At 44.3% G+C, this 13,523-nt stretch carries 11 protein-coding genes; 2 read left to right on the plus strand and 9 right to left on the minus strand.

The window, feature by feature from the left end; all coding sequences use genetic code 11:
- Nucleotides 1-2: 2 nt before the first annotated feature.
- On the minus strand, nt 3-2,249 hold the full coding sequence (gene ptsP, locus R7E78_RS06170; protein ID WP_104975865.1) for a phosphoenolpyruvate--protein phosphotransferase: 2,247 nt from the start codon (nt 2,247-2,249) through the stop codon (nt 3-5).
- Nucleotides 2,250-2,251: 2 nt separating this feature from the next.
- A complete protein-coding gene (gene rppH, locus R7E78_RS06175; RefSeq protein ID WP_005381953.1) occupies nt 2,252-2,773 on the minus strand; it encodes an RNA pyrophosphohydrolase in 522 nt (173 codons plus the stop codon).
- A 619-nt stretch (nt 2,774-3,392) separates the two neighbouring features.
- Here rppH and mutH point away from each other — a divergent pair.
- Entirely contained in the window at nt 3,393-4,073 is a 681-nt protein-coding gene (gene mutH / locus R7E78_RS06180; RefSeq protein WP_005381770.1) for a DNA mismatch repair endonuclease MutH, read from the plus strand.
- Between the two features lie 15 nt (nt 4,074-4,088).
- On the opposite strand, the gene R7E78_RS06185 is transcribed toward mutH, so the two are convergent.
- Nucleotides 4,089-4,400 carry a DUF6482 family protein gene (locus R7E78_RS06185; protein ID WP_005381772.1) on the minus strand — a complete coding sequence of 104 codons (312 nt, stop codon included), beginning with the start codon at nt 4,398-4,400 and terminating at the stop codon, nt 4,089-4,091.
- 154 nt (nt 4,401-4,554) lie between these two features.
- On the opposite strand from R7E78_RS06185, the gene R7E78_RS06190 reads away from it, so the two are divergent.
- Nucleotides 4,555-5,589 carry an NADP(H)-dependent aldo-keto reductase gene (locus R7E78_RS06190; protein WP_005381774.1) on the plus strand — a complete coding sequence of 345 codons (1,035 nt, stop codon included), beginning with the start codon at nt 4,555-4,557 and terminating at the stop codon, nt 5,587-5,589.
- Nucleotides 5,590-5,720: 131 nt separating this feature from the next.
- Here R7E78_RS06190 and R7E78_RS06195 read toward each other — a convergent pair whose 3' ends face one another.
- The 6 genes from R7E78_RS06195 to dsbC form a co-directional block, all read right to left on the minus strand.
- Entirely contained in the window at nt 5,721-5,972 is a 252-nt protein-coding gene (locus tag R7E78_RS06195; protein WP_005381776.1) for a hypothetical protein, read from the minus strand.
- Nucleotides 5,973-6,501: 529 nt separating this feature from the next.
- Entirely contained in the window at nt 6,502-7,836 is a 1,335-nt protein-coding gene (vpsR, locus tag R7E78_RS06200) for a cyclic-di-GMP-binding transcriptional regulator VpsR (protein ID WP_017635067.1), read from the minus strand.
- Nucleotides 7,837-8,080: 244 nt separating this feature from the next.
- The gene (lysS, locus tag R7E78_RS06205) at nt 8,081-9,598 is read right to left on the minus strand and encodes a lysine--tRNA ligase (RefSeq protein ID WP_005382861.1); all 1,518 of its coding nucleotides are present in this window, start codon (nt 9,596-9,598) and stop codon (nt 8,081-8,083) included.
- Nucleotides 9,599-9,632: 34 nt separating this feature from the next.
- Nucleotides 9,633-10,731 (minus strand): peptide chain release factor 2 gene (gene prfB, locus R7E78_RS06210; protein ID WP_100068604.1). Its coding sequence is split into 2 segments (ribosomal slippage): nt 9,633-10,655 and nt 10,657-10,731, totalling 1,098 coding nucleotides; the frame shifts between segments, so codons are not numbered across the junction.
- Between the two features lie 173 nt (nt 10,732-10,904).
- Entirely contained in the window at nt 10,905-12,644 is a 1,740-nt protein-coding gene (recJ, locus tag R7E78_RS06215) for a single-stranded-DNA-specific exonuclease RecJ (protein WP_017821504.1), read from the minus strand.
- 43 nt (nt 12,645-12,687) lie between these two features.
- The gene (dsbC, locus tag R7E78_RS06220; protein WP_005381786.1) at nt 12,688-13,476 is read right to left on the minus strand and encodes a bifunctional protein-disulfide isomerase/oxidoreductase DsbC; all 789 of its coding nucleotides are present in this window, start codon (nt 13,474-13,476) and stop codon (nt 12,688-12,690) included.
- Nucleotides 13,477-13,523 lie beyond the last annotated feature (47 nt).

Below are 13,523 nucleotides of genomic sequence, written 5' to 3' on the forward strand. Positions count from 1 at the left end.
TCCTACTTTTTACCTGCGCGGATAAAGCCCGCAAAGCCCTGTTGAATGAAGAAGTCATGCATCATTTGATGAATGTCCTCCCCATAGGACTTTGTCATTGCTTGCTCCGCTAATTTTTCTAATTCTTCTTGTTGACTATGACGAATCAAATATTTCACCTTAGCCACGTTGGAGGTGTTCATACTCAAACTGGTATACCCTAACCCAAGTAAGAGAAGAGCGCCAAATGGATCACCCGCTAGCTCACCACAAATACACACGGGCACCTGATATTTATCACACACCTCATGGATTTGCTTAAGCGCTAACAGTACCGCAGGATGCATAGATTCATAGACATCCGCTACGCGCGAATTGTTCCTATCTACCGCTAATAAATACTGAGTTAAATCGTTTGTCCCGACAGAAACAAAATCAACACGGTGAGCAATCGTTGGCAACAGATACACCATCGATGGTACTTCAATCATGACCCCAATTTGTGGGAATTGAATTCTATCATCAAGCAAAACGGCTTCGCTGTGAGCTTGATTAATCAAGCTAATGGCATCGTCTAGCTCTTTTACCCCTGACACCATTGGCAATAAGATACTTAAGTTTCCGCTTTCTGCACTCGCTCTTAACATTGCACGCAGCTGGATCAAGAAAATGTCTGGATGATCCAATGTAAAACGAATGCCACGCCAGCCTAGAAACGGATTATCTTCTTCGATGGGCAAATACGGCAAAGGTTTGTCACCACCAATATCCAAAGTACGCATCACTACTCGTTGATTCGGATAGCTGTTAAGTATTGCTTGGTATTGATGATACTGCTCATCTTCCGAAGGAAAGTGATGCTGAAGTAAAAATGCAATCTCAGTTCGGTACAACCCAACACCATCAACACCTGTGTTGATGGCAATATTACTGTCTGCACTGAGTCCCGCATTCAGCATAATTTCGATATGGTGATTATCTTGCGTAACCGCAGGGAGTGCGAGGTCCTTGTTTACCATGGCAAACAATTCAGACTCTTCGCTTACTAAGCTGCGATACTCTCGCAACAACTGGCGGTTTGGCTCTAAGAAGATCTCACCCGTATAGCCGTCGACTATCCCGAGTTTGCCATTCACCACATCCGGATTAATGTTGGCGCCCATGACTGCAGGGACCCCAAGAGCTCGAGATAAAATGGCAGCGTGAGAGTTTGCGCCTCCCTCTAATGATACGACGGCTAACAAGAACTCTTTAGGTACAGAAGCGAGCAAGGTGGCAGTGAGTTCATTCGCCACCAAAATAATGGGACGATCAATTGCAGAATTTTCTTGCTCGCTGTTGTGCAGAAAATAGAGCAGCCTTTGCCCTAACTCTCGGATATCTTGCGCTCTTTCACGCATGTATACATCCGACATTCTGGCAAATCGATTCGAGTATGACTCTACAACTTGGCGTAACGCCCAGTCTGCCCTGTCTCCTTTTTCAATCTGCTTCTTCAAATCACCGCGAAGCATCGGATCATTCAGTAAGTGAGTAAACAGATCGAAGATCGCCAGAGCATCTTTGTTGATTTCACTGTCCAGTTTTTTCCGCATACGGCGAAAGTCATTTAACGCTCGCTCTATGGCCACCAGTAGTGTCTCGTGCTCGCGTTCCTTATCTAACGTGGACGAAGGGAAAATATCCGATAAACTCGGCTGGGTATTGTCGAACCAAAACTCTCCAATCGCGACACCAGTAGACGCAGGCAAACCTTTTAATACCGTGGGTTTAGATGCTAACTGCCAATGCCCAAGATTCTGCGCATGTGCAATGAGCACCGCTAACTGAGCGGATAAAGTAACAAGAAACGATTCTTCCATTTCACTAAACAAGCGCGGCGTTTTTTGTTGGATCACCAACACACCTAAAACTTGTTTACGATGAATGATTGGAGTAGCTAAAAAAGAGTGGTAAATCTGTTCGCCGAGTTGAGGAAAGAATTTGAACTCGGGGTGTTTTGAGGCTTCGGCAAGGTTAAGGGGTTCAGCGCTTCGTTTTACCAACCCAACCAAGCCTTCATTGAAGTTGATATGAATACTATCACCTTCAAAAATAAGGCCTTGAGTTGCCATTAACTCAAGGCGCTGCATTTCTTCATTAGCAAGATAGATAGTACAGCACTCAGTACTAAGGGCAGCACAAGTCTCTTTCACCAATATATCGAGTGCCAGATGCACATCATCGACCCTGGAGACTTTCTCAACTATTTCCCTTAGCTGACTGAGCATGATTATCCTCTACGTTGCTTTTTTCTTTTCCCTTTCGCTTTTCTCTCTCGAAAAGGCATGGCTAAGGATGCAAATTCTTTCATCGCTCGTCGATAAACATCTCGCTTGAAAGAAACAACTTGCCTAACTGGATACCAGTAACTTACCCAGCGCCAACCATCAAATTCAGGGGATTTTCCGCGTTGCATATTAATGCGAGACTCATCGCATTCTAATCTCAGCAGAAACCATTTCTGTTTTTGGCCGATACAAACAGGCTTGGAGTCCCAACGCACCAATCGCTTTGGTAGCTTATATCTTAACCAATGACGACTTGTTGCAATGATCTTAACGTCTTTTTTCGTTAAACCGACTTCTTCGTATAACTCCCTGAACATGGCTTGTTCAGGGGTTTCACCTTCGTCAATCCCACCTTGTGGAAATTGCCATGAGTGTTGCCCGTATCGTTTAGCCCAGAAGACCTGACCATGGTTATTACATATCACAATACCAACATTAAGTCGGTAACCATCGCCATCTATCACTGGCTAACCTCTATGAATAAATTTTTTATTACCGTGATTTTTCCACATATCCCCATTACTAGCAAACTTACTGATGTGATATGAGCAAGATTTATTACCTTTTCACCATTTTTGGATATCTTTTAATCAAACCATACCTTATCAACACAAGAGTGAGACATTGCCCACATTTATTCACCTTTTCTGTGAATAACTTTGTGAAGAATTCAATTCAAATGAGTAATTCAGTTCAATCCCATCAAAAGCAAAACAAATGAAGAAACAAAAAAACAAACATAAAATATTGATAAAAAAGCATTTATTTTTAAAAATAACGATAATTCGATCTTCAGTTTCTTGATGATCTTTTCACCAAACTCAGATCGGTCAAAGATCCACCAACAGGCTATTTATCCACACTCACCTGCTATTCGTTTAGATGATTACAACAAAATCAACCCCAAAAATGCATTTTAACCCCTGTTTATTCATACAGACCTCGTCAGGATCTTATCAATACCTCCTCCACCTGTGGATAAGTTATGAATTGATCGTTCTTACACCGCCTCGGTGAAATCTTAAACAGTAGATTTGGTCGGAGTTTGATAAACTATATTTTTTGTAATACCACCTTGTAACTATGAAACCAGAACCACAAACAGAAGCAGAGCTATTGGAACGAGCGCATGATATGGCAGGACTCAGTTTTGCTGAGTTGGCCGCCGAGGCGAATATGATTGTTCCTGAAAACTTAAAACGTGATAAAGGTTGGGTGGGTCAATTACTCGAATGGCACTTGGGCGCTCCAGCTGGCAGTAAACCTCAACAAGATTTCGCAAAACTAGGGATCGAGTTGAAAAGTATTCCGATCAGTTACTCTGGCAAACCTTTAGAAACAACCTTTGTTTCTGTGGCGCCCCTCACTGGCGTTCATGGTCTTACATGGGAAACAAGTCATGTTCGAAACAAGCTATCTCGTGTCCTTTGGGTACCCGTAGAAGGAGAACGAGAAATCCCACTCCCTGAAAGACGTGTGGGCAGTCCACTCATTTGGTCACCAGATGAAGAAGAAGAGCGGATTTTGCGAAATGACTGGGAAGAGTTAATGGAGATGATCGTCTTGGGAAGATTTGATCAAATTTCCGCCAGACACGGAGAAGCGCTGCATCTTCGCCCTAAAGCCGCAAATGCAAAAGCGCTCACCGAAGCATACAACTCAAATGGTAAGCCGATGAAAACTCTGCCCCGAGGCTTTTACCTTAGAACACAGTTTACTGAACAGATCTTACTCAAGCACTACATTAACACTCAACCAGAATAAAACTATATCAGCTATTTAGTGCGTCACGAGCGATAACTCAATATCGCAGTATGAGGCTGCCTCTTCAGTGCCACATTCGTCATACGCATTGCGCAGCCTTAAATACGCTTTATCGACCCCTAGCCTCAATAGTTCTTCTTTTACTAAGTCTAGAGAGCCAAAATGTATCGGGTCTTCACCGTCTTTAATCGGCTCAAGTTGATGCTTGTACTCCACAGCTAAAAGATAGTCAGAGACATCAGAACACCCAATCACAAATACTTTGGGAGTTTTATAAGTATCTTTATGTGGACCATGTAGCCACATGTCCAATTGATGCTTCTGCATAACATACCTCCTTCACACGATCATTTAAGTGTAGTTAGGCTAACTGTAGCTTTCGAGTTTGCTCTTCCTTTATACGTAAATCATTTGCGATTGCGGCTACAAATCCCCTATATTGGAGTCACTTATTTAGTCGGTAACTCTTCAAGGACGTGATATGCAATACACAAAACTACCGCACTCATCACTTGAGATCAGTAAAATCTGCCTCGGCACTATGACGTTTGGCGAGCAAAACACAGAAAAGGACGCCTTTGAACAGCTCGACTTTGCCCTCGATCATGGGGTGAACTTCATCGATACCGCAGAGATGTACCCTGTACCGCCAAACTCGGAAACACAAGGGCTCACCGAGCAATACATCGGTAATTGGTTAGCAAAAAGCGGCAAAAGAGAGAAAGTAGTACTGGCAACAAAAGTGGCAGGCCCTCGCAATGTTCCTCACATTAGAGACAACATGAGCCTTAATCGTCGCCACATCCATACAGCAATTGATGACAGCCTTAATCGTCTACAAACCGATTATGTCGATTTGTACCAACTGCATTGGCCGCAGCGTCAAACCAACTGCTTTGGTCAACTCAACTACCCATACCCTGACAAACAAGAAGAAGTCACGTTAATTGAAACGTTGGAAGCGCTTACTGAATTAGTGAATGCAGGTAAAGTGCGCTATATCGGCGTATCCAACGAGACGCCGTGGGGTGTGATGTCGCTATTGCGTTTGGCAGAAAAACACGATTTGCCAAGAATTGTCTCCATTCAAAACCCATATAACTTATTGAACCGCAGCTTCGAAGTTGGCTTGTCTGAAATCAGCCATTACGAAGGCGTTCAGTTACTTGCCTACTCTCCTTTGGCATTTGGCTGCCTGAGTGGTAAATACCTAAACGGGGCAAAACCTGAAGGCGCTCGATGCACTAAGTGGGAGCGTTTTGCGCGCTACTTCACTCCGCAAGGTGTTAAAGCGACCGAAGCTTACGTCAATTTAGCTCAAGAGCATGGTCTAAACCCTGCACAAATGGCGCTCGCGTTTGTCAATCAGCGTCCATTTGTTGCTTCTAACATTATCGGAGCAACAAACCTAGACCAATTAAAAGCCAATATCGACAGTATTGATTTGCAACTTAGCGACGAACTACTTACTGAAATTCAAGCAATAGGTACAACTTACTCGAATCCTTGCCCTTAACAGTACCACCTTCAAACGAAAACAGCTGATCTTCAAGATCAGCTGTTTATCCAATGAAGTCATACTTCATATAAAAAGTTAAGCGTGTTGAATGACTCGTTAGCAACTCAGTCAGCCCAACACGCTAACGATTACGTCATTATTCGCGACGTTAAGACTCGACGAAGGTGACGAACTCGACGTTCAACTTTTACTGCATCCGGAACATTGGCACGTGTAGAACGACCATCGCGATCTAAACCAATATCCCTCAATAGATGAACATTCGTCCATGGAATATCATGAGCAGTTCGGCGTATGGTACGCTGCCATTGCTTTTCTTCGCGTTTAAGGTCTGCTTTCAATAGCAAAGTGGCCAATTGTAAGTAAATAGAGTGACGCATAATATTTTCTCCGATTATCGATGTATTCGACTGGGAAAAATAGTGCGTAAAATGAACAGAAATATTCTGTTGATACTAAGCCGCTACTTTCCCGCAGCCTAGTAATAAATATGATAGGTTACGGATTAATTTTTATCTTGTGAGCCAGTGGTATTGGTATCATCCGATTTAAGGGTTATCGGAGCGATAGGCATACGATCAGCGCAAGCAGTGGTGTTAACAACGTAATGTTTCATCTTGCGCCTCCTAGCTAAAAATTAATCCGTTTATGAAAGGTATAACTCATTGAGTTACGGTTAAATTGTAAGCTTTGATGAATATATATCAAACATTTTTTGCCTTTTTGATTAAAAACAAATCAACACACCGCAATTTAGTTTCATATACTTTTATGTATAACATATTCACCTGAGGAATATATAAATTTACGGATTTTATAAATCAAACCAAACAAAAAATAAAAAGAGCGGCTCTGTGGCCACTCTCTTTTATTGTATTTATTCGCCTATTTGACACAGGGAAAGGCCAACTACATGGCTTGTTCGGAAATCAAGTTATGTTTATTAAGTAGTCGATACATGGTTGCACGCGAAACTCCGAGCTCTTTCGCCGCATTTGAAACTTGACCAGAATGAGATTCCAAAACAACCAGCAACGCATCACGTTCACTCTTCTCTCGGATTGATTTCAAGCTGCGCTTTGAGTCATTACGTTGAGGTAAATCTAAGTGATGCTCTTCAATCATTACGCTGTCGGACATTAATACCGCTCGCTTCACTTGGTTCATCAGCTCACGCACATTTCCAGGCCAGAAATAACGTGTCAGTGCCTTGAATGCATCCTCAGAAAAGCTTTTTGCTTGCGAGTTGTACTCTTTTGAGAACTCTTGTAAGTAGAAACGAGCCAGCAATGCGATGTCACTCGCACGTTCTTTCAAGCTAGGGACATTGATGCGCAGAACGTTGATGTAATGGTAAAGTTCTTCATTGAAGTCACCGTCAATCAAAGCTTTTTCAACATCTGACGAGTTAGCAGCAAGAATGCGTACGTTAACCGCTTTTACGCCATCTTTGGTATCAATGGTGCCTTCTTGCAAGAATCTCAGCAGATTCATTTGCTGCTCTTTTGAAATGGTAAGAATGTCATTAAACAACACGGTGCCACCATCTGCTTGTTCAAGCAGGCATGCTTCCATATCTTCATCGGCGTTAATACCAAATACTTCAGCTTGGAAACGTTGTTCATTGAGTGCGCGACAGTTAATTGCCATAAACGGTTTATGAGAGCGTGAAGAGACTTTATGGATGGCCCTAGCAACCGCCTCTTTACCAGTCCCACTTTCCCCAGAAATCAGAATGCTGACGTCCGTTGGACCAATGCGCTTCACTTGATCGCGTAAACGTTTCATCGGGATAGATTCACCGATCAGACCCATATCTAAACTGCTACCAAAACTAGGCCAAACTTTTTTCTCCAACTTAAGCATGCCAAGCTGGTGACCTATTGTGCTTAATAACTGTGCATCTGGGATCGGCGCTGTGAAAAAATCGATACAAAAGTTAACAATGAACTGGCATATGGTGTCAGTGCCAAGCTGAGATTCACGAATAAACGCTAACCAACGTACGTGTTTGTGAGAGCTGACTAAGTTCGCCAAACCATTCAAGCTGAACTCGTCATGGCTGAGATCAACAATACCGATACATGGACCAATATCTTCTAACAGCGTATTAGCTTTGCGTAAGTCACCTACTTGATGACACTTCCAGCCCACTTGCTCCAGTACCGATAACCAAGGCTCATAAGTACCGCCAACTACCACAAGCGATCCCGGGATGGAATCCATCTTAAACTGCCCAGCCATTCTCTAACCCTTTTTCATTGTTAATAGAAATTTTGTGCCACAAACTTATCTTTGCGAGCGGGTAACATTATCGAGACTCCGCCCCCTCACGTCTGTCTCAGTATTAAGACTATGCAATAGATTGAGATTTGGCGAATGTTTATCTGCATATCCCATTAAAAGGCAAGTGCAACAACTTGAATTACCTTAACTAAAAGGCAAAAAAAAACCACCCGAAGGTGGTTTTTTTACTCATCCTATCGAATTACGCTTGCGGGCGCATTGCAGGGAATAAGATCACGTCACGGATAGTGTGCGTGTTAGTCAGTAGCATAACCAAACGGTCGATACCGATACCTTGGCCTGCTGTTGGCGGTAGGCCGTGCTCTAGAGCAGTGATGTAGTCTGCATCGTAGAACATTGCTTCGTCGTCACCAGACTCTTTCGCTTCAACCTGTGCTTTAAAGCGTGCATCTTGGTCTTCAGCATCGTTAAGCTCTGAGAAACCGTTCGCTACTTCACGGCCACCGATAAAGAACTCAAAGCGGTCTGTAAAGAACGGGTTATCATCGCTACGACGAGCCAACGGAGAAATATCTGCTGGGTAACCAGTGATGAACGTAGGCTGCATTAGCTTAGGTTCTGCTGTTTCACCAAAGATCTCTTCAAGAAGCTGACCGCATGTCCAGAAAGGTTCTACTTCAACGTGAACAGATTTCGCGATAGAAACCATTAGATCACGGTTTTGTAGGTCTTCTTCTGTTAGCGCTTGGATTTGCGCGTGGTCTGGGTTGTAGTGCTTGATTGCTTCGAACATGCTCATACGAGTGTAAGTACCACCAAACTCAACCGTTTCATCACCGTAAGGCATTGACGTTGAACCTAGGACTTCTTGCGCCACTGAGCTTAGTAGTTCTTCAGTTAGGTCCATCAGATCTTTGTAGTCTGCGTACGCCATGTAGAATTCCATCATTGTGAATTCTGGGTTGTGGCGTGGAGAAAGGCCTTCGTTACGGAAGTTACGGTTGATTTCGAATACGCGATCAAAACCACCAACAACTAGACGCTTCAGGTATAGCTCTGGCGCGATACGTAGGTACATTGGCATGTCTAGTGCGTTGTGGTGCGTGATGAATGGACGCGCACTCGCACCGCCAGGGATAACGTGCATCATTGGCGTTTCAACTTCCATGAACTGCTTAGAGATCATGAAGTTGCGGATTGCAGACATTACTTTAGAACGTACTACGAACGCTTGACGAGAGTCTTCGTTAACGATCAGGTCAACGTAACGTTGGCGGTAACGCATCTCTTGGTCAGTTAGACCGTGGAACTTTTCTGGAAGTGGACGTAGTGCTTTGGTTAGCAACTCGTACTCTTCCATGTTCACGTATAGGTCCCCCTTACCAGACTTATGAAGTGCACCTTTAACACCGATGATGTCACCGATATCTAGACCTTGGTATTTTTCTTTAAGTACTTTTTGAACCGCTTTGTCAGCATAAGCTTGGATACGGCCAGAAGTTTCTTGAATTACCAAGAATGGACCACGTTTAGCCATGATACGGCCAGCGATTGCTACTACGTGGTTAAGCTCTTCTAGCTCTTCCTTCGTCTTTTCACCGAACTCTTTCTGAAGGTCGCCCGCTAGTGCGTCACGACGGAAGTCGTTTGGATGGCCGTTCGCTTTGCAGCTCTTTCGGATTGCATCCAGTTTAGCGCGGCGTTCAGCAATCAGCTTATTTTCTTCTAGTACAGTTTCGTTTTGAACAGCATCAGTCATTTTCGATGTATCCTGTTTTTGTCGGTGAAAAGCTTTATAGACCTGATTTCAGGCTAGCTTCAATAAATTTGTCCAGATCGCCATCAAGAACCGCTTGAGTATTACGGTTTTCAATGCCCGTACGGAGGTCCTTAATACGTGAGTCATCCAATACGTAAGAACGGATCTGGCTACCCCAGCCAATGTCAGACTTAGCGTCTTCATTAGCTTGTTTTTCCGCATTTTGCTTTTGCAATTCAAGCTCAAATAGCTTCGCTCGAAGCTGTTTCATTGCCTGATCTTTGTTCTTATGTTGAGAACGGTCATTCTGACACTGAACCACTGTGTTCGTAGGTACGTGCGTAATACGTACCGCAGATTCTGTGGTGTTTACGTGCTGACCACCTGCGCCTGACGCACGGTAAACGTCAATACGTAGGTCGGAAGGATTAATGTCGATGTCGATGTTTTCATCAATCTCTGGATAGATGAACGCAGAAGCAAATGACGTATGGCGACGACCGCCTGAATCGAACGGAGATTTACGAACAAGACGATGGACGCCCGTTTCAGTGCGTAACCAACCGTACGCATACTCACCAGAGATGCGAACTGTTGCCGACTTAAGACCCGCGACTTCACCTTCAGAGACTTCAATCACTTCAGCTTTGAAGCCCTTCGCTTCTGCCCAACGTAGGTACATACGCAGCAGCATGTTAGTCCAGTCTTGTGCTTCTGTACCACCAGAACCTGCTTGCAAATCGATGTAACAATCAGAGCTATCGTGGTCGCCAGAGAACATACGACGGAATTCAAGCTTTTCTAGCTTCTCTTCCAACTCAGCAAGTTCTGGTTCAATTTCGTCAAATGTTTCTTGATCTTCTTCTTCTACAGCCAGCTCAAGAAGACCTTCTACATCTTCCACACCTTGCTCTAGTTGATCAATGGTTTCAACAACCGCTTCTAGTGATGCACGCTCTTTACCCAGTGCTTGCGCACGCTCAGGTTCGTTCCATACATCTGGTTGTTCAAGTTCTGCGTTGACTTCTTCTAGACGCTCTTTCTTCGCGTCATAGTCAAAGATACCCCCTCAGGACATTTGTGCGCTGAGACACGTCCTGCAGACGGTTTTTAATTGGATTGATTTCAAACATGTTTACTCAACATTTTAGAATAGAATTTAACCGAGAAATTCTACTGAAAAATGTGACCGAGATACAGGAAAATTTCGGATGAGAAATCAGATTGCGGTGAGAGAGAGCACGGTCATAAAATTTTACGCCCACTTAGGGGCAACCGTACTCTATAAGAAAGGTTAATCTAGGTATTACTTAGCTTCGATATGGTCGATCATCAATTGCAATGATTGATTACCACGAAATTCATTCACATCCAGCTTATACGCGAGACGTACTGTTTTAACCGATGCATCTGGCCATCGGCGTAGATCAACATTGAATGCAATGCCGTCGATCATCACATTGGTAGGGTGACCTTTATAAAGCGGCTCTAACATCAATTTAAGATGCTTCTCACCCACCAGCTTTTGATGCAGTACTTTAAACTCACCATCAAAGATTGGCTCTGGGAAAGCTTGTCCAAAAGGGCCACCCGATCGCAGCTGTTCAGCAACATGCATAGAGAACTCTTCCGGCTTAAGTTCACCATCTGACATGATCACGCCTTTTAGCGCCGCTTCATCGAGTTCCTTTTTTACCACTTCATCAAACAAACGACTGAAACGCTCAAAATCCTGCTCTTTAATCGTTAAGCCTGCTGCCATGGCGTGTCCACCAAACTTGATGATCAAACCCGGGTTTTGTGTGTCGATGAAATCCAACGCATCGCGCATGTGTAGCCCCGGAATAGAACGACACGAGCCTTTAATCGTCCCTTCTCCGCCATCAGCAAATGCAATGACTGGACGGTGAAACTTCTCTTTAATGCGCGAAGCCAAAATACCAATCACACCTTGGTGCCAATCACGCTGGAATAAGGCTAAGCCATAAGGAAGCTCATTGCCTTCACCAAACTGAAGGCGCTCACAGAAAGCCATCGCTTCTTGCTTCATGCCTTCTTCAATCTCTTTACGAGTTTGGTTCAAGCCATCCAATTCACTTGCCATGCGACGAGCAGCGTGGATGTTGTTACACATCAGCAGTTCAACACCGAAAGACATGTCATCAAGACGACCTGCAGCGTTAATACGTGGACCTAAAGCAAAGCCAAAGTCAGACGCAACTAAACGACGCGCATCGCGCTTCGCGACCTCAATTAATGCTTGGATGCCGGGACGCGCTTTGCCAGCACGAATACGTTGCAAGCCTTGGTGTACAAGAATGCGGTTGTTTTCATCCAATGGAACGACGTCGGCGACGGTACCCAGTGCAACAAGGTCAATCAGTTCCATCAATTTGGGCTCTTGCATCCCCTGTTCTGCAAACCAATTGTGTTTTCGCATATGAACGCATAGTGCCATCATGAGATAAAACGCGACCCCTACCCCCGCAAGCGCTTTAGATGGAAAGCTACAGCTCTCAAGGTTTGGGTTCACCATTGCATCCACATCAGGCAACACTTGTCCTGGCAAGTGGTGATCGGTAACAAGCACAGTAATGCCATTTTCTTTTGCGTAACGCACGCCTTCGATTGATGAGACGCCGTTATCCACCGTCATGATCATCTCAGCGCCAAGCTCTAAGGCTTGGTCAACGACTTCTGGGCTTAACCCATAACCGTCTTCAAAACGATTTGGCACTAGGTAATCCACATTGTGACTACCAAGCATACGCAGCGCGAGCACTGATAATGCTGAGCTTGTCGCGCCATCAGCGTCAAAATCACCGACAACGATGATGCGTTTTTGTTCTTTTATCGCCTGAAACAAAAGATCGACAGCTTGCTCAATCCCCCCGAGTTTTTGATATGAATGCAACCCACGGGCCGACGTTTCTAATTGTGAAAGATCCGTTATCCCACGGTTGATGTAGATACGTTTAAGAATCGGAGGAATGGAATCAGGAAGAAGGGAAAGATCAGGTTCAGGACGTCGTTGAATTTCTATCATGCTTAAAAGAGCCGACAACTTTGCCGGCTCTGCTCCTAATGGATTATAGTTGCTTTAAACGTTTCAATAGCTCTGCAGGTGGTAGGTAGCCACCAACCATTTCGCCATTCGGTAAGAAGATTGCTGGCGTACCAGAAATACCCAATTGGCGACCTAGATTGTAATGCGCCTGGATGGTTTCTTTACACTGTTTCAAGTCTTTCGCAGGGTTATCAAATGTACGATTCACTTTCGCGTTGTGCATTGCCGACGCCGGATCTTCAGCACACCAAATCGTTGCCATTTGCTCCGCTACAGGGCCAGTTGCACCTTGGCGAGGGTAAGCCATGTAACGCACTGTAATACCTAGATCATTATAGCCTTGCATTTGGCTATGCAGACGCACACAGTAACCACAGGTGATATCGGTGAATACGGTCACAACGTACTTTTCATCGTCGGCTTTGTATTCGATCATGCTATCGGAGAACTGCGCAATTTTCTCGGCGTTAAGCGGCGCTTGACGCTCTGCTATGACATCTTTGTAACTGCCATCATCATTAATGGCATAAAGCGTACCGGCGATAAAATGGCTACCATCATTTGAAGCAAACAGGATCCCGCCATTGGTTTGAATTTCCAATAAGCCAGCGACGTCTGATGGTTGAATATCAACGATAGATAAACCAAGCTTTGAGAACTTAGTTTTTAATGCTGCTTCATCAAAGCCGCTTTGTGCAGCTGGCGCCACTTGTTGCGCAGGAGTCTCCGTTTGAGCCTGACTTTCTTCTGCACCACAAGCGGTAACAAAAAATGGTAAAGTCAGCAGAGTTAGTCGGCGTAATACGCTCATGAAATTCACCTTAATGTAAAATCGTTTTTCCAAGAAGACATGGATGA

The organism is Vibrio sp. YT-19(2023) (genome assembly GCF_033337395.1).

Coding starts and splice junctions, on each gene's coding strand:
- ptsP (WP_104975865.1), bottom strand. CDS start 2,249: ATGCTCAGTCAGCTAAGGGAAATAGTTGAGAAAGTCTCCAGGGTCGAT.
- mutH (WP_005381770.1), top strand. CDS start 3,393: ATGAAACCAGAACCACAAACAGAAGCAGAGCTATTGGAACGAGCGCAT.
- R7E78_RS06185 (WP_005381772.1), bottom strand. CDS start 4,400: ATGCAGAAGCATCAATTGGACATGTGGCTACATGGTCCACATAAAGAT.
- R7E78_RS06190 (WP_005381774.1), top strand. CDS start 4,555: ATGCAATACACAAAACTACCGCACTCATCACTTGAGATCAGTAAAATC.
- R7E78_RS06195 (WP_005381776.1), bottom strand. CDS start 5,972: ATGCGTCACTCTATTTACTTACAATTGGCCACTTTGCTATTGAAAGCA.
- vpsR (WP_017635067.1), bottom strand. CDS start 7,836: ATGGCTGGGCAGTTTAAGATGGATTCCATCCCGGGATCGCTTGTGGTA.
- lysS (WP_005382861.1), bottom strand. CDS start 9,598: ATGACTGATGCTGTTCAAAACGAAACTGTACTAGAAGAAAATAAGCTG.
- recJ (WP_017821504.1), bottom strand. CDS start 12,644: ATGATAGAAATTCAACGACGTCCTGAACCTGATCTTTCCCTTCTTCCT.
- dsbC (WP_005381786.1), bottom strand. CDS start 13,476: ATGAGCGTATTACGCCGACTAACTCTGCTGACTTTACCATTTTTTGTT.